At 64.2% G+C, this 16,437-nt stretch carries 14 protein-coding genes and 1 tRNA gene; 10 read left to right on the top strand and 5 right to left on the bottom strand.

What is annotated here, in order from left to right; translation table 11 throughout:
- Positions 1-263 precede the first annotated feature (263 nt).
- Entirely contained in the window at positions 264-1,007 is a 744-nt protein-coding gene (locus R2N16_RS01295) for a response regulator transcription factor (protein WP_316663721.1), read from the top strand.
- A 78-nt stretch (positions 1,008-1,085) separates the two neighbouring features.
- A complete protein-coding gene (locus R2N16_RS01290) occupies positions 1,086-1,418 on the top strand; it encodes a cupin domain-containing protein (protein WP_316663720.1) in 333 nt (110 codons plus the stop codon).
- Here the strand turns inward: R2N16_RS01290 and R2N16_RS01285 are convergent.
- Positions 1,402-1,977, bottom strand: coding sequence for a hypothetical protein (locus tag R2N16_RS01285; RefSeq protein ID WP_316664208.1), 576 nt, complete (start codon positions 1,975-1,977; stop codon positions 1,402-1,404). The two genes, R2N16_RS01290 and R2N16_RS01285, sit on opposite strands and share 17 nt — an antisense overlap.
- A gap of 19 nt (positions 1,978-1,996) precedes the next feature.
- Positions 1,997-3,205: an FAD-dependent oxidoreductase gene (locus R2N16_RS01280; RefSeq protein ID WP_316663719.1), complete on the bottom strand. Its 1,209-nt coding sequence runs from the start codon at positions 3,203-3,205 to the stop codon at positions 1,997-1,999.
- A 120-nt stretch (positions 3,206-3,325) separates the two neighbouring features.
- On the opposite strand from R2N16_RS01280, the gene R2N16_RS01275 reads away from it, so the two are divergent.
- From R2N16_RS01275 to R2N16_RS01265, 3 genes are all read left to right on the top strand, one after another.
- Complete coding sequence (locus R2N16_RS01275; protein WP_316663718.1) at positions 3,326-4,261, top strand: LysR family transcriptional regulator; 936 nt, start codon at positions 3,326-3,328, stop codon at positions 4,259-4,261.
- Positions 4,262-4,404: 143 nt separating this feature from the next.
- Complete coding sequence (locus R2N16_RS01270; protein WP_316663717.1) at positions 4,405-5,733, top strand: MFS transporter; 1,329 nt, start codon at positions 4,405-4,407, stop codon at positions 5,731-5,733.
- A 37-nt stretch (positions 5,734-5,770) separates the two neighbouring features.
- Positions 5,771-6,757, top strand: coding sequence for a M14 family metallopeptidase (locus R2N16_RS01265; RefSeq protein ID WP_316663716.1), 987 nt, complete (start codon positions 5,771-5,773; stop codon positions 6,755-6,757).
- On the opposite strand, the gene R2N16_RS01260 is transcribed toward R2N16_RS01265, so the two are convergent.
- On the bottom strand, positions 6,754-7,422 hold the full coding sequence (locus R2N16_RS01260; RefSeq protein ID WP_316663714.1) for a TetR/AcrR family transcriptional regulator: 669 nt from the start codon (positions 7,420-7,422) through the stop codon (positions 6,754-6,756). The genes R2N16_RS01265 and R2N16_RS01260 overlap by 4 nt on opposite strands.
- Positions 7,423-7,541: 119 nt before the next feature.
- Here R2N16_RS01260 and R2N16_RS01255 point away from each other — a divergent pair, with 119 nt between their 5' ends.
- Positions 7,542-9,080 (top strand): flavin-containing monooxygenase, encoded by a 1,539-nt coding sequence (locus R2N16_RS01255; RefSeq protein WP_428984081.1) that lies wholly within the window; start codon positions 7,542-7,544, stop codon positions 9,078-9,080.
- 29 nt (positions 9,081-9,109) lie between these two features.
- A complete protein-coding gene (locus R2N16_RS01250) occupies positions 9,110-10,066 on the top strand; it encodes an alpha/beta fold hydrolase (RefSeq protein WP_316663710.1) in 957 nt (318 codons plus the stop codon).
- An 85-nt stretch (positions 10,067-10,151) separates the two neighbouring features.
- Here R2N16_RS01250 and R2N16_RS01245 read toward each other — a convergent pair.
- Both R2N16_RS01245 and R2N16_RS01240 read right to left on the bottom strand, forming a co-directional pair.
- Positions 10,152-10,228: transfer RNA gene (locus R2N16_RS01245), tRNA-Met, on the bottom strand.
- A 47-nt stretch (positions 10,229-10,275) separates the two neighbouring features.
- Positions 10,276-11,979: an MFS transporter gene (locus R2N16_RS01240; RefSeq protein WP_316663708.1), complete on the bottom strand. Its 1,704-nt coding sequence runs from the start codon at positions 11,977-11,979 to the stop codon at positions 10,276-10,278.
- Positions 11,980-12,504: 525 nt separating this feature from the next.
- Between R2N16_RS01240 and R2N16_RS01235 the strand changes: the two genes are divergently transcribed.
- The 3 genes from R2N16_RS01235 (at position 12,505) to R2N16_RS01225 (ending at position 16,432) form a co-directional block, all read left to right on the top strand.
- Positions 12,505-12,813 carry a DUF485 domain-containing protein gene (locus tag R2N16_RS01235; protein WP_316663707.1) on the top strand — a complete coding sequence of 103 codons (309 nt, stop codon included), beginning with the start codon at positions 12,505-12,507 and terminating at the stop codon, positions 12,811-12,813.
- Complete coding sequence (locus R2N16_RS01230) at positions 12,810-14,540, top strand: cation acetate symporter (RefSeq protein WP_316663706.1); 1,731 nt, start codon at positions 12,810-12,812, stop codon at positions 14,538-14,540. Before R2N16_RS01235 ends, R2N16_RS01230 begins: the two co-directional genes overlap by 4 nt.
- Positions 14,541-14,605: 65 nt before the next feature.
- Entirely contained in the window at positions 14,606-16,432 is a 1,827-nt protein-coding gene (locus R2N16_RS01225) for a DUF294 nucleotidyltransferase-like domain-containing protein (RefSeq protein ID WP_316663705.1), read from the top strand.
- The last annotated feature ends 5 nt before the right edge of the window (positions 16,433-16,437 follow it).

Here is a 16,437-nt window from a genome sequence, read left to right as displayed (position 1 = left end):
ATCCCGTCACGTTGTGAGAAACACCACCGCCCGGACCTCGTCGTCCGGGTTTTTTTTGTCCGGGTTCGGGCGAATGCGTACGGCGTAGGGCGTTTCAAGGGTCTTCACAAATTAGGACTCTTCTCATGGCTCGTAGCAAACCTCGCCACGAAAATCGCAGATTCGTAACACATGCAACGGATCGCGCCGAACGCGACTGATCGGGCGCGACCAACGCTCATACCCTCCGGGCACGCATGTGCGCGAATTTCATGGAGCCGAACATGCGTATCGCCTTGCTTGAAGACGATGCCTTCCAAAGCGAAGTCATCGTCCAGATCCTGTCCCAGTCGGGCCACGAAGTGATGACCTACACCGACGGCGCGACGTTGCTGCGCATGCTGGGCCGCTCGTCCTACGACATGCTGATCCTCGACTGGCACACGCCGGGTATGCTCGGCATCGACGTGCTGAGCGTTGTGCGCAGCCGCCACAGGGATGCGCTGCCGATCCTTTTCGTCACAGCCGAAGAAGGCGAGAAGAGCCTCGTGCGTGCATTCACGCAAGGCGCCGATGACTACATCGCCAAGCCCTTCCGCATTGCCGAGCTGCGCGCACGTGTCGATGCGCTGCTGCGCCGTGCGTATCCGATTCCATATGGCCGCATGCCGTTCGCGCTGGGTCCGTACCACTTCAACCCGCAGCGCCAGCAGATCACCCTGCACGGCGAGCCCGTTACGCTGACGGCCATCGAATTCCAGCTGGCATTGCTGCTGTTCTCGAACGTGGGCCGCACGCTGTCGCGCGACCACATCTTCGGGCAGGTGTGGGGCCGCAACTCGTCGGAGTACACGCGCACGATCGATAGCCACGTGTCGCGCATCCGCATGAAGCTGAATATCGAGCCGGAGAACGAGGTGCGCCTGGTGGCGGTTTACAAGCACGGCTATCGCGTGGACCATCTCAAGCCGGCCGTGGGCGACATGGCTGCGCTGTCCGACATGGACGTCGCGTCGTACGACGCCTAGGCGCGAGCCGATCGACACGCAGAAAGGGCGCCACTGCAGGAACGCGGCGGCGCCCGTTTTTGTTGTTCTTCGGCTGGTATGCTCGGCGCTTCTCATTCTTTGGGCGAGGCCGGTGTGCCGCTTTTCAATCTCAATGCAGAGGCCGATGCACTGCCGCGCGCATGGTCGTCTCGCGTGCTGGAGCGCTTTGGCGGTGGCAACTTCAAGGTGCTGCGCATGGACGGGACGCCGTATCCCGACGAGGTGCACGACTATGCCGAAGGCCTGCTGGTGATCGATGGCGAGCTACGCCTGCGCATCGACGGCGAAGCGGTGACGGTGTCGCGCGGCGAGCTGTATGTGGTGCCTTCCGGGGTACCGCACAGCGTGGACGCCGGCAGCACGGGCACGTTGGTCATTCTGGACGTGTAAGCGGAGCGTCGTACGCCTCCGCGAGTTGCTTGATCCGCTGCAGCAGCATCCGACGGATCAGCCCGCTCGGGATGCGGATCAGCACCCAGTAAGGCGTGAAGCGGCGGAGCGCCGTGGTGCCGGCGCAATGCACGCACGTGCGCGTGGTCAGCAGCGTGTCGGCGCCATCAGGTTCGGCAACGAACGTCATGACGAGCTTGGCGATATCAGGTTCGGAGAACGTGCGAAATGCGCCGGCTTCAACGCGGATGAGCCCGCCGGCGGATTCCCAGAAGCGGCCGACGAGGCCGAGGGCGAATTCGCGATCTCCATCGCGGCCGAGCACCGTGAAATCGTGCAGGCCGAAGCCGGCGTCGATACGTCGCGCACTGGGTTTGCCCACCACGGCAGCGATGCGCGCCGGGATGGCACGCAGACGCAGGAACAGCCTGGCCAGCGGGAAATCATTGATGTCGAGTTGCGAAACCATGTCGAGCACCCGCGCGGGCGGGGCATTGACGCGTATGTGGTGCTGCTCGCTGAACTGATGCTCGGGAAGAAAGGTGCGCAGCAGGCTCATGGTGATGGGTGGCGTCATGTCATGACTGCGGTGTTTCGCCGGTGGCTGCGGAAGCCGGCGCGGGGGCGAACGCGGCATCGCGTGCGGGCGGCTCTGCCAGGCTGCGTTTCATCAGCCATGCGACACCGGGGATGCGCAGGCCGGCAGCGAACACCACGTCTCGCATCCAGCCGCCGTATTGCGCCTGGAAGCACGGCGTGAGTGCGCGGCTGAGCGTCTGATAGGCCTGCACGGTGCGCAGACGACGGGCGTGGTAGGCGAGGGCGCCATCGGTGGCGCCATGCACTTGCACGCATGCGGCGAGTGCCAGGGCATCTTGCGCCGCTAGCGTGGTCCCCAGGCCAAGCTGCGGGCTCATGGCATGGGCCGCATCGCCGATGACGCAGTAGGGCGGCGCGGCCAGCGCGCGCGGCCACGTGTGGCGATAGACGGCGAAAGGCATATCGTCGTGCGAGCCAATCTGCTCGACCATGGGCGCCGCTTGCGGCCACAGGCTCAGCACATGCGCTTTCCACTGAGTGATGTCGGTCTGGCGCCAGTCGTCGACGGCATCACCGGGCAGGCTCCAGAACATCGACAGGCGCGTGCGGGTGCCGTCCACTTCGGTGGGCAGCAGGCCCATCATCTCGCGCGTGCCGCGAAAGCGCTGCTGCAGCACGCGCGGGTTCCAACCGTCCACCCACCCTTGGAACCACAGCGTGCCCCATCGATAGGTGCTCGACGGGCCGGCCAGACCTGCGGCCTCGCGCAGCGCTGAGGCCGCGCCATCGGCAATCACAAACAGGTCGAAGATCGATTCGCCCTGGGCGTGCGCGACGCGTGCACGGGGGCCATCGAGGTGCAATTGCTGGATCGCGCAACCAAAGTGGAATGACGCGCCCGCGTGCAACGCGGCGTCGTACAGCATGGATGACAGCGCGTGCCGTGTGACGGCGCGGCCGGGCGTATCGGCGTAGTCGATGTCGAGCAAGCGCCAGCCGCGATGGCTCAGACCGATCAGCCGGTCGATCGGCGCGCCGATGCCTTCCAGCTCGCGACCAACGCCGAGCGCTTCGAGCGCGCGGATACCCTGCGGCTGGATCAGCAGGCCCGCTCCCATGGCGGTCCGCTGCGGGTGTTTCTCGAAGACGTGCACGTCGTGCCCCTGGCGGGCAAACGCGATGGCGGCGGCGAGGCCGGCGTTACCGGCGCCGGCAATGCCGATGGACAGCGGACGGGGGGCGGTCATGAAAGCGTGGCGGATCGTTTGCTCAGGATGATAACGATACGGCACGCACGTTAAGACTGTTCGCGCAGGCTGCGGAGATAATGCGCAGACCTCACGCCCACCACATCACCCGGACGCGCCATGCAGATCAAATGGCTGGAAGACTTCAAGGAACTCGCCAAGACGCGCAGCTTCAGCCGCGCTGCCGAGAACCGCAACGTCACGCACCCCGCATTCGGCCGGCGGATCAAGGCGCTGGAAGAATGGGTTGGCACCCCGCTGGTCGAGCGCAGCGAGCATCCGGTCATGCTCACGGCGGCGGGGCGCTTGTTTCTGGATGCAGCGGCCAATGCCGTCGACGGCCTGAACGATGCGCGCTTGCTGCTGCGCGAGGCGCAATTGCCAGTGGCGCTCAAGATCGGCACGGGGCGCACTTTGGCGCGCACCTTCGTTCCCGGCTGGTATGAAACGCTGGCACGCCAGCGCGGCACGTTTCCGCTCAGCGTGACGACGGGCGGCACGCAGGAGGGCGTACTGGCACTTGCCGATGGCACGGTCGATGTGCTGATTGCCTACGCCAGCCCGCAGGCCGATGCGCTGCTCGATCCGCGCAAGTACGACCATTGCCTGCTGGGCAGCGAGACGCTGGTGCCGGTGAGTGCGCCCGACAAGCGCGGCCGCGCGCGCTTCACGCTACCGGGTTCGGCCGCGGCACCGCTGCCTTGGCTGGCCTTCGCGCGTGGGCTGACGTTGCGGCAGATGCTCGACAGCCATCTGGCCGCCGCGGATCGCAAGGCGCATCTGCAGCCCGTGTTCCAGGCGGATTTTTACGAGGCGGTGGAAGAGATGGCCCTGCGCGGATTCGGCATGGCGTGGCTACCGTATCGCCTGGCCAAGCCGCACCTGAATGCGGGTGAGCTGCGCCCCGCCGGCGATGACGCCTGGCACATCCGCGTCAATATCCGCATGATGCGTGTGCGCAGCAACCAGAGCGCGCTGCTCGACGAGGTGTGGCAGCTGGCGGTCGACAATGCCAGCAACAACGCCAACAGCAACGCTCGCGCCGATCTCTCCTGAGTTCCTGAGGCGCATCGCAAAAAAGCCCAACCTTGTGCCGAAATGGCACAAGGCGCCTTGGCACGGCACCTAGACTCCTCCGCAACCTTCGCCCGCCAGTGCTGTTCGACAGGCGGATCGGAATAGACCACGGGGAGACAACCATGCCAGCCCACACCCTCAACGCGAGCGGCGCATCCACACGCGCCACCGACACACATCGACATCCCGCGCCCTGGCGTGCCGTACTGGCTGCCAGCGTCGGCAACGCGCTCGAATACTACGATCTGCTGATCTACGGCTATTTCGCCATCACCATCGGCAAGCTGTTCTTCCCGACGGGCGATGCGTGGAGTTCGCTGATGCTCTCCGTCGGCACGTTCGGCGTCTCGTTCATCATGCGGCCGCTGGGCTCGATGGTGCTCGGCAGCTATGCGGACCGTGTCGGCCGCAAGGCCGCGCTGACGTGGTCGATCCTGCTGATGATGGTCGGCACCGCGATGATCGCGTTTGCACCGACGTACGCGTCGATCGGGCTGTGGTCGCCGGCCATCGTGATCGTGGCGCGACTGCTGCAGGGCTTCTCGGCCGGCGGAGAATTCGGTTCTGCCACGGCGTTCATGATCGAGCATGCCAATGGCAGGCGTATGGGCTATAACGCCAGCTGGCAGGCCGCCACGCAGGGTCTTGCCACATTGCTGGCCGCGGGCTTGAGCGCATGGCTCACCTACGCGTTGACCACCGCGCAGGTGGAATCATGGGGCTGGCGCGTGGCGTTTCTGTTCGGCTTGTTGATCGGCCCCATTGGCGTCTACATCCGCCGCCACACGCCTGAAACGCCGGAGTTTGTTGCCATGCAGGCGCAAGCGCCGGCTGCAATGCAAGAGCGCTCGCCGCTGCGCGACACGCTCACGCAGGGTTTGCCTGGGCTGCTGCTGGGGGCGGGCGTGGTCGTGGCCGTCACCGCATTCAACTACGTGCAGAAGGTCTACATGCCGACCTATGCCATCAATCAACTCCACATCGCGACCAGTGCGTCGCTGGTCTGCACGATGATCACCGGCGCGATGCTGATGGTGATGGCGCCGGCGTTCGGGTTGCTGGCGGATCGTTTCGGCAGCATCCGGGTGGTGTCGATTGCGATGGTCGTGATTGCGCTCTCGACGTATCCGATGTTTGCCACCCTGGTCGCGCAACCGACGTTCTGGACGCTGCTGGTCATGCAGGCGATTGTGGGTGTACTGCTGGCGGCCATCCTGGCGCCGCTGCCCGCGCTGCTGGCCGACATCTTCCCGACGCGCACGCGCGGCACGGGCCTGGCGCTGAGCTACAACTTGTCGGTGACGATCTTCGGCGGGTTCTCGCCGCTGATCGTCACGTGGCTGATCGGTGTCACGCACATCAAGACGTCGCCGAGCTTCTATGTGTTTGCGACCACGCTGATCAGCCTGGCCTCGCTGTGGATGCTGCGCGGACGCGCGCGTGCGCACTGAGCCTGAACGGACTTCTCGTAACACCGAAGGATTTCGCATGATGACCCTGGAGGCGCTGCGCGCCACGCTGCCGGTGTACCCGATCGAGCTGCACAAGCCCGATATTCGCCGCTGGAAAGCCGGCACGCACGGCATTGATTACGTACATACGTTCGACAGCGGCATGCCCGGGCCGCACGTCATGATCAACGCGCTCACGCATGGCAATGAGCTGTGCGGAGCGATCGCGGTGGATGCGTTGCTGGCTGCCGGCGTGCGCCCGGCACGTGGCCGGCTCACGCTGTCACTCGCCAACGTCGAGGCGTACGAGCGCTTCGACATCAATGACCCGGATGCCACGCGCTTTATCGACGAAGACCTGAACCGCGTGTGGTCTGCCGACAAGCTGGATGGCCCAGGCAACACGCTGGAACTGCGCCGCGCGCGCGAACTGCGTCCGGTGATCGACACGGTCGATCATCTGCTCGATATTCACTCGATGCATGAGAAGGCCGAACCGCTGATGCTGACCGGCCCGCATGCGAAAGGCGTCGCGTTGGGCCGCCAGGTCGGCGCGCCATCGCATCTGATGATCGACGCCGGCCATGCCGCGGGCCGCCGCCTGCGCGACTACGGCGGCTTTGGCGATGCTGCCAGCCCGAAGAACGCGCTGCTGATCGAATGCGGTCAGCACTTCGAGCGCGCGAGCCGCGATGTGGCGCTGGACGCGTGCGCGCGTTTCCTGGTGGCGCTGGGCACCGTCGATGCGTCGGCGGTATCGGAGTGGCTGGGGATGGCGCCTGCGCTGGATGTGCGATGCATTCGGGTGACCGATCCGGTGGTCGCCCTGTCCACCGGCTTTCGCTTTGCGGACGACTATCGCGGCATGGAGACCATCGCGCACGCCGGCACCGTCATCGCCACCGATGGGGCAATGCAGATCGCCACCCCATACGACAACTGCGTGCTGCTGCAGCCATCGCTGCGGCATCTGGCGCCGGGCGTGACGGTGGTCCGGCTGGGCAGGCCCGAAGGCACGGCCTAAGCGCCCAGCATGGTGCGCAATGTGCCGAGCACTACCTGGCGGCAGTTGCGCACCATCTTCTCTTCGGGATCTCGATAGCCGGTCAGAAGCCACGCTGCACCGACGTTGGTCAGGGCGCCCACGAGTGCAAGGCCGATGATGCGTTGATCGGCCCGCTGTTCGGCAGCGTCGTCATTGTGGGTGCCGGGCAGTTGGGCGTTCGCCATGATCTGCTTGCCGAACTCCAGCAGGTTGCGCTGGTAGGTCGCGTCTGTTTCGGGGCTCACGCCCATCACTTCCAGCAGCAGCACGCGCGCCGCGCACGGGTCACGCAAGAACGCAAAAAACGCGTGCAGGCCGGCGTCGACACGTGCCTCCAGCGTGCCGTCCGCGGCGCCGGTGGCCGCCGATACCTGCGCGCGCAAGTCTTCGGCATGTTGCTGGTAGGTCGCGCGCAGCAGGGCTTCGGTGCTGTCGAACGCAGCGTAAAAGTACCGGTCGTTGAGCTTCGCTTCCTGGCAGATCGCACGCACGGTGGCTTTGCGAAAGCCCACCGTGCCGAAGACGCGCGTGCCGGCGCGGATCAGCGCATCGCGGCGTTCTGCCGCGCGTGCTTCCGGCGCCACACCGCCATACGGGCGGCCTTTCTTGGCCGGTGCGTTGGCTGTTTCAAGTGTTTTCTCCATTTCGCTATTTGACGTCAGGACGCTCAAAAATTAAAGTGGTGACGATTCGCACCACATTTAAGGCGAAATTTGCCACGCCCGCCGCCGGGCTGCGAACAGGAGACCGCATGGACACGACGATGGAGCGAAGCACCCGCCGAGCCGCACCCCGCAACCGTGCAGACGCGCCCGATACAGACTTCGACGTGCTCATCGTCGGCGCGGGCCTTTCAGGCGTTGGCGCGGCGTATCACCTGCGCGAGCGCTGCCCGTCGGCGCGTTTCGCCATCCTCGAAGGGCGCGAAACCATCGGCGGCACGTGGGACCTGTTCCGCTATCCGGGTATCCGATCCGACTCTGACATGTTCACGCTCGGCTACAGCTTCCGGCCGTGGCATAGCAGCAAGGCCATCTCTGACGGTCAGACCATTCTCGATTACATCCGCGACACCGCGCGCGTGTTCGGCATCGACAAGTCGATCCGCTTCCGCCACAAAGTGACGAGCGCCAGCTGGGATTCCGCCGCCGCGCGCTGGACCGTGCAAGCCCTGCGCAGCGATGGCACGCGCGAAGAATCGGTGCAGTTCACCTGCAAGTTCCTCTACATGTGCAGCGGCTACTACGACTACGAAGAAGGCCATGCCCCGACGTGGCCCGAGATGGACCAGTTCCAGGGCCGCATCGTCCATCCGCAGCATTGGCCGAATGACCTGTCGTACGCCGGGAAGCGCGTGGTGGTGGTCGGCAGCGGTGCCACGGCCGTCACGCTTGTGCCCGCAATGGCCGGCGCCGCGCAGCACGTGACGATGCTGCAGCGCTCGCCCACGTACATCGTTTCGCGGCCGGAGCAGGATGCCGTGGCCAACACGTTGCGTCGCTGGTTGCCGTCGGGCCTCGCCCACCGGCTGGTGCGCACGAAGAACGTGCTGCTGACGATGTACTTCTACAGCCTCGCGCGTCGCAAGCCCAAGGCATTCAAGGATTTCATCATCCGCATGGCCGGCAAGCAGATCGGCCCCGGGTTCGACGTGCGCAAGCACCTCACGCCACGCTACAACCCGTGGGACCAGCGGCTGTGCCTGGTGCCCGATGGCGATCTGTTCAAGACGATCCGTGCGGGCAAGGCGTCGATCGCGACTGACGAAATCGCGCGCTTCACGCCCACCGGCCTGCAGCTCAAGGGCGGCGAGCACCTTGATGCCGACGTGATCGTCACCGCCACGGGGCTCAAGCTGAAGGTGCTGGGCGGGGCGGCCATCACCGTCGACGGGTGCGCGGTGAACCTGGCAGAGACGGTGTCGTACAAGGGCATGATGTACAGCGGCGTGCCGAACCTCGCGTCGTCGTTCGGCTATACGAATGCATCGTGGACGCTCAAGGCCGAGCTGATCGCGCAGTACGTGTGCCGGCTGCTCAACCACATGCAGTCCAACGGTTTCGATACCTGCGTGCCGCGTCTCGATGATGAAGCCATGGGTCGCGAGCCCGCCGTTGACCTGACGTCAGGCTACATCCAGCGGGCTGCGGCCATTCTGCCCAAGCAGGGCAACAGGCAGCCGTGGAAGTCGTATCAGAACTACGCCCGCGATCTGATGATGCTCAAGTTCGGCACGCTGGCCGACAGCGCCATGCAGTTCGAACGCCGCGCGCAGCCGATGGGCGCGGCACAGCCCGCTTAACCACCTCGGCCTCCCGCATCGGGGACACTATGACCAGCATCGTTCTTGGCGTCATCGCGCTTGCAATCCTGGCGCCTGTTGCGTTCACCTTCTTCATTGCACGCCGTGTCACAAAGGGGTTTCCGCCAGAAGGCAAGTTCCTCGATGTCGGCGCAGACCGCGTGCATTACACCGACCGTGGCAAGGGCCCTGCCATCGTGTTCGTGCATGGCCTGTGCGGCAACCTGCGCAACTTTGCGTATCTGGATATGGACCGGCTTGCCCGTTCGCACCGCGTGATCGTGATCGACCGGCCGGGGGCAGGGCGGTCCGAGCGAGGTGTGGATTCGCCGGCCAACATCTACGCGCAGGCGCGCATGGTCGCGCAGTGCATCGAGCAGCTTGGGCTCGACAAGCCCTTGCTGGTGGGGCATTCGCTCGGCGGGGCGATTTCCCTGGCGGTGGGGCTGAACCACCCGCAAGTCATTGGCCGGCTCGCGTTGATCGCGCCGCTCACGCATGCCGAGAGCACGCCGCCCGGTGTGTTCAGCGGCCTGGTGTTGCCGTCGCCGTTGATACGCAGGCTGGTGTCATGGACGCTCGCGATCCCCGTGTCGATCCTGAATTCCCGCAAGGCGATCGCCGCGGTGTTCGCGCCCGAGACCATGCCGAAGGATTTTCCGTTCAAGGGGGGTGGCCTGCTGGGGCTGCGTCCGCACGTCTTCTATGCGGCATCGTCGGATCTTGTCTCCGCGCCGGAAGATCTGCCGGATATGGAGCGCCGCTATGCCTCGATGACGGTGCCCGTGGATGTGCTGTACGGACGCGGGGACCGCATCCTCAACGTCAAGCGCCAGGGTGAAGCGCTCAAGCAGAAGCTCGATCGTGTGAACCTGCGCATCATCGATGGGGGTCATATGCTGCCCGTGACGCAGCCGGCGTTGACGACGGATTGGGTGTTGGCGGTTGCCGCTGCGGTGCCTGCGCAAGTCGAGGCGCTTGCGTAGCGCTGGGCCGCCCGTGCGGCGGCCACGGAAGCATGCACGCAGCAGAAAAGCAAAAAGCCCTGCCGAAGCAGGGCTTTTTGGTATTTGGTGGCGAATCAGGGACTCGAACCCCGGACCTGCGGATTATGATTCCGTCGCTCTAACCGACTGAGCTAATTCGCCGAAGAAGCGGGATTCTACCTTCTTCGGCGAGGATGTCAACCCCCTAGTCAATCATTGCGATAGATATCCACATCCTTGGTCTCGCGCACGAACAGCACGCCGATCACAAAGGTGATAGCCGCGATCCAGATCGGGTACCACAAGCCGTGATAGATATTGCCGTTCTGGGCCACCAGGGCGAACGAGATGGTCGGCAGCAGGCCCCCGAACCAGCCGTTGCCGATGTGATACGGCAGCGACATCGACGTGTACCGGATGCGTGTCGGGAACATCTCCACCAGCATCGCCGCGATCGGACCGTAGACCATGGTCACGTAGATCACCAGGATCACCAGGATCACCAGCACCATGGTCGTGTTCATCTGGGCGGGATCGGCCTTGGCCGGGTAGTTGGCCGCCTTGAGCGACTCGCCTACCTGCTTCTTGAAGTCGGCGATCTTGGCCTTGCTGTCAGCGTCGAAGTTTTGACCGTCTGCCGTGCGGGTGGCATTGAGCGAGTTGATCTGCTTACCCGCGATCGACACCGAGGCGACCGTGCCGGCCGGGCCTTCGACCGTCTCGTAGCTGGCTGACGACTGCGCCAGCGTGCGCTTGGCGATGTCGCACGACGAGCGGAAGTCCACCTCGCGGGCGATCGGGCTGCCCTGGAATGAGCACTCCTTCGGGTCGGCCGTGATGGTGATCTGCGCGGTCTGCTGGGCGCGCTCCAGCGCCGGGTTGGCGTAGTGCGTGAGCGCCTTGAACAGCGGGAAGTACGTCAGCACCGCCAGCAGGCAGCCGGCCATGATGATCTTCTTGCGACCGATGCGGTCCGACAGCGAGCCGAAGAACACGAAGAACGGCGTGCCGATGGCGAGCGCCACTGCAATCAGCACGTTGGCCGTGAATGCGTCGACCTTCAGCACCTGCGTGAGGAAGAACAGCGCGTAGAACTGGCCCGTATACCACACCACGGCCTGGCCGGCGGTCAGGCCGAGCAGCGCCAGGATCACGATCTTCAGGTTGCGCCATTGGCCGAAGGCTTCCGTCAGCGGGGCCTTGGAGGTCTTGCCCTCGGCCTTCATCTTCTGGAACGCCGGCGACTCGCTCATCGACAGACGGATGTACACCGACGTTGCCAGCAGCAGGATCGACACCAGGAACGGGATACGCCAGCCCCAGTCGTCGAACGCCTTGCCGGTCAGTTCCCGCACGGCCAGGATGACGACCAGCGAGAGGAACAGGCCCAGTGTGGCCGTCGTCTGGATCCACGACGTGTAGGCACCGCGGCGGCCGTGCGGGGCATGCTCGGCGACATACGTGGCGGCGCCACCATACTCGCCGCCCAGCGCCAGACCTTGCAGCATACGCAGCGCGATCAGGATGACCGGCGCGGCGACGCCGATCGTGCCGTATGACGGAAGCAGCCCGACGATGAACGTCGACGTACCCATGATGACGATGGTCACCAGGAACGTGTACTTACGCCCGATCATGTCGCCCAGGCGGCCGAACACCAGCGCGCCGAACGGGCGCACCAGGAAGCCGGCAGCAAACGCCAGCAATGCAAAGATGAAGCCCGCCGTGGGATCCAGGCCCGAGAAGAACTGCTTGGCGATGATGGCCGCCAACGAGCCGTAGAGATAAAAGTCGTACCACTCGAACACCGTCCCCAGCGACGAGGCGAAGATGACCTTCTTCTCCTCCTTCGTCATGGGCGCGGGCTGTACACGCCCGGCGGGCGCGTTCGGTGCACTCTGCACGGTTGCCATGTTGTCTCCTGTTTTTTTCGTAGGTCGTCCCGCTGGGCATGGACATGACAACGCAAACGCTTTTCGCCCGCGGAAGTGTCAACGATTGTGGGAGGCGAAACTTACGGCGTTCTGACAGACATGTGCCTTGAAAAGCACGCGAGCGGTGGCTGGGATTTCAAAAAAATCAAGCACTTGGGCTCGCCTTGGCTGACTGGGGGTGCATCGATTTGTCCGTTGCTGCAATGCGTGCATCGCAGCAACGGGCAGCGGGTTTGTGCTCCCGGTGCCCGGCGGTATGGGGCCTTCCTGCGAATGTGCATACGCACAAGATGCAGGCGCTTGCCAAGATCGCCTCGGACGATCGAAGCCGCGCCGCGATCCGTTTGTCGTGGGAGGCCGCGCGCTGTTTCTTATGTTGTTTTGCAGCGCTAGGGAAAACCACTATCGGGGTAACACCGCCACGGAGGGCGTGAGTAAGAGTTCAGTCAGTTTCGCTATCCAGAATCGCCGCACACATTCCAAGAGCAAACCAGGAGACAGGCGATGCAGGATGGATTGGTAGGAAAAATCGAGGCGCATCCGAAATATGCGCAGCTCAAACAGCGACGCAACAAGCTAGGCCTCGTTCTGACAGTGCTGATGTTGGTCGTGTATTACGGCTACATCGCGCTGATCGCATTCGACAAGCCGTTTCTCGCCAAGCCCGTGGGCACAGGCGTGATGAGCGTGGGTGTGCCGGTCGGTATGGCCGTCATCATCTTCACCGTCGTCATTACCGGCATCTACGTGCGCCGGGCCAACAGCGAATACGATCAACTGACGCAGGACATCCTGAAGGACATCGCCAAATGAAGAAGATGCTTTCGATCCTGCTGGTGGCGTTACTGGCCGCTGGCGCCTGCGGAGCGGCTCTGGCTGCCGGCGGCGATGTCGGACAGACCGCCAAGCAGGAAACCAACACCACGGCCATCGTGCTGTTCGCACTGTTTGTGGCAGGCACACTCTGGATCACGAAGTGGGCGGCCAAGCGCACGCGCTCCGCGGCAGATTTCTATACGGCGGGCGGCGGCATCACCGGTTTCCAGAATGGCCTGGCCATCTCGGGCGACTACATGTCGGCGGCGTCCTTCCTGGGCATCTCCGCGGCCGTGATGACCTCCGGCTACGACGGCCTGATCTACTCGATCGGCTTTCTGGTCGGCTGGCCGATCATCACGTTCCTGATGGCCGAGCGGCTGCGCAACCTCGGTAAGTTCACCTTTGCAGACGTGGCGGGCTACCGGTTCGAGCAAGGCCCGATCCGCAGCTTTGCCGCCGTTGGCACGCTGGTGGTCGTGGCCTTCTATCTGATCGCTCAGATGGTGGGCGCAGGCCAGCTCATCAAGCTGCTGTTCGGGCTTGATTACTGGATCGCCGTGGTGATCGTCGGCGCGTTGATGATGGTCTACGTGCTCTTCGGTGGGATGACCGCAACGACCTGGGTGCAGATCATCAAGGCGTGCCTGCTGCTGGCCGGCGTGACGTTCATGGCCATCATGGTCCTGGCGCAGTACGGTTTCAGCCTGGAGGCGCTGTTCGCCAAGGCTGTGCAGGTCAAGACTGCCATTGCAGCCAATGCCGGAAAATCGCCCGATGAGGCCGCCAAGATCGGTTTGTCGGTGATGGCGCCGGGCGGTTTCATCAAGGACCCGATCTCGGCCATCTCGTTCGGCATGGCGTTGATGTTCGGCACCGCCGGTCTGCCGCACATCCTGATGCGTTTCTTCACGGTGCCGGACGCCAAGGAAGCCCGTAAATCGGTGTTCTGGGCGACCACCTGGATCGGCTACTTCTACATCCTGATCTTCATCATCGGTTTCGGGGCGATCACCCTGGTGTTGACCAATCCGGAGCTGTCCGACGTTGCCAAGGGCGTGATCAAGGGCGGCGCAGGAACGGCCAACATGGCAGCAGTGCTGGTGGCCAAGACGGTGGGCGGCGACGTGTTCTACGGCTTCATCTCGGCTGTGGCCTTCGCCACGATTCTTGCGGTGGTGGCTGGGCTCACGCTGTCGGGTGCCTCGGCGGTGTCGCACGATCTCTACGCCACGGTGTTCAAGAACGGCAACGCCAACAGCGCCGATGAGCTCAAAGTGTCGCGCATCACCACGCTGGTGCTGGGCGTGATCGCCGTGTTGCTGGGCATCGCTTTCGAGAAACAGAACATCGCGTTCATGGTGTCGCTGGCGTTTGCGGTGGCGGCATCGGCCAACTTCCCGGTGCTGTTCCTCTCGATGCTGTGGAAGGGCTGTACCACGCGTGGTGCGGTTATAGGCGGGTTCCTTGGGTTGATCTCGTCGGTGGGCCTGACGATCGTTTCACCGTCGGTGTGGGAAGCCACGCTCGGTTATCCGAAGGGCTCGGCATGGTTCCCGTACACCTCGCCCGCGCTGTTCTCGATGACGATCGGCTTTGTGGGCGTGTGGTTGTTCTCGGTGCTGGACAGCAGCGTTCGCGCCAAGAACGAGAAGGCGTCGTTTGCCGCGCAGCAGGTACGCTCGGAAACGGGCCTCGGTGCGGCCGGCGCGTCGGGCCACTGATCGGCCACTGGCCACGCTGATCGGAGGCGGGCGACAACATTGCATCGCCCGCCTTTAAGGCAACCATGCCTAGCGCTTTCAACTTCGCCGTCTGGCCGTTCGATTGCCTCAACCAGGACGAGCAGCGCCTGGTGCGCGATGCCGTCGACATCGGTTATTACCCGCAGGGGCAGACCATTCTCGATACGGGTGCCGCACCGCTGCATCTGTTCATGATCATCAAGGGCGGCGTCGCCCAGTACGATGGCGACGAGCTGATTGCCACCTATGGCCCCGATGATTGCTTCGACGGCCGAGCGCTGGTGGCCGGCAAGGCCAGCAGTCGATTCGTCGCTGCTGAAGAGGTGGTGGTCTATCAGGTCGCACGTCAGGCAGTGCGTGACCTCATTGCCGCCAACGCCACCTTTGGCGCGCTGCTTTTCTCCGACCTCGGCAGCAAGCTCAGCGCTATTGCTCAGCGGCAGAGCATGGAGACGATGCAGTCGTTGGCGGTCTCGCACGTGAGCGATGCCTTCATCCGGCCCGCCCATTTTGTCGATGCCGACACGGACGTGGTCTCCGTGGTCAAGCTGTTCCAAGCACATAACACCTCGAACGTGCTCGTGCGTGACGGCACCGGAAGCCCGCCGCGCGTGGGCATCTTCACACGCAGCTCCTTGCAGCGCGCCGTCCTGCAAGGCACACCGCTGGATCGCCTGCCGGTGGGGCAGATGAGCCAGTTCTCGCTCATCACCGTGCCAGCCTCCGCGCAGATCGGCGACGCCCTGACGCTGATGCTGCGCCATCGCGTGCATCGGCTGGTGGTCACGCGTGGAGATGAGATTCTCGGTTTGCTTGAATCACTGGATGTGTTCAGCTTCCTGGCCAACCACTCGTATCTGCTGACAGTGCAGATCAACCTGGCCCAGGACTTGGACGCGCTCGCGCAGGTGGCCGCGCAGATCACGCGGATGGTCGCGCTGCTCACGCGTGGCGGTTCGCGCATCGACCACGTCGCCCACCTCGTGCGCGAAATCAACGCGCGCCTGTTTGAACGCGCCTGGCAGATGATTGCGCCACCGGAACTGGTGGCCAACAGTTGCCTGTTCGTCATGGGCAGCGAGGGGCGTGGCGAGCAACTGCTCAAGACCGATCAGGACAACGCGCTGGTGCTGCGCGATGGTTATGTGCCGCCCCCTGATCTCCAACGCATCGTCACCCGCTTCTCCGATGCGCTGGCCACATTCGGTTATCCACCTTGCCCCGGCGGCGTCATGCTCAGCCGGCCCGAGTGGTGCATGAACGCAGGCGACTTCGCGCGGCGCATTCGCGAATGGCTGATCCTGCCGAGCCCCGAGGGCTTGATGCATCTGGCAATCTTCTTCGATGCGCATGCGGTATGCGGCGATGCCACCTTGCTCAAGCAACTGCGGCGGACGTTGCTGGAACTGACGCTCGACAATGACGCCGCACTTGGCCGTTTTGCTGCGGCCGTTGAAGCCTTCAGTGCCACGCCGGGCTGGCGCGATCGTTTGCTCGGCTTTAGCGATCCCGACCCGGTGCTCGACGTGAAGAAGGAGGGCATCTTCCCGATTGTCCACGGGGTGCGCAGCCTGGCGCTCGCCCACCACGTACTCGACGAGACCGGCACCGTGCCGCGCCTGGATGCACTGGTACGCGCTCAGGCGCTCGATGCGCACATGGCCGCCGAGTTGAGCGAGAGCCTGCACTTTCTGATGACGTTGCGGCTCAAGGCCGGACTGGCGGAGATCGATGCGCGCCAACCGGTGTCGTGCGACGTGCATCTGTCGCGCCTGTCGTCGCTCGAACGTGACCTGCTTAAGGATGCGCTGAGCACGGTCAAACGGTTCAAGGCGCTGCTGCGGCAGCGCTGGCGTACCGAGTGGATGTGAACATG

This window comes from Ralstonia psammae (assembly GCF_958405935.1).
GTDB lineage: Bacteria > Pseudomonadota > Gammaproteobacteria > Burkholderiales > Burkholderiaceae > Ralstonia > Ralstonia psammae.
This window is presented reverse-complemented; position numbering and strand designations above follow the sequence as displayed.